Below are 283 nucleotides of genomic sequence, written 5' to 3' on the forward strand. Positions count from 1 at the left end.
TGCCGGCGATGGCGATCTGGTGGACGTCATCGCTGGCAAGCCAGTCTCCTACAGGGGCCGGGGTGTATGGGGGATTTGGGATTGGCTCGAATCCGTAGGAGCCCGGCTTGCCGGCGATGGCGATCTGGTGGACGTCATCGCTGGCAAGCCAGGCTCCTACAGGGGCCGGGGTGTATGGGGGATTTGGGATTGGCTCGAATCCGTAGGAGCCCGGCTTGCCGGCGATGGCGATCTTGCGGGCGTCATCGCTGGCAAGCCAGGCTCCTACAGGGGCCGGGGTGTA

The 283-nt window shown here is 65.4% G+C and carries 1 protein-coding gene; it reads right to left on the reverse strand.

What is annotated here, in order from left to right:
• A partial coding sequence (locus ORL50_RS28855) for a hypothetical protein (protein WP_266020117.1) occupies positions 1–283 on the reverse strand: 283 nt, incomplete at both ends.

This window comes from Pseudomonas sp. RIT-562, from assembly GCF_026241895.1.
Lineage (GTDB): Bacteria > Pseudomonadota > Gammaproteobacteria > Pseudomonadales > Pseudomonadaceae > Aquipseudomonas > Aquipseudomonas mandelii_F.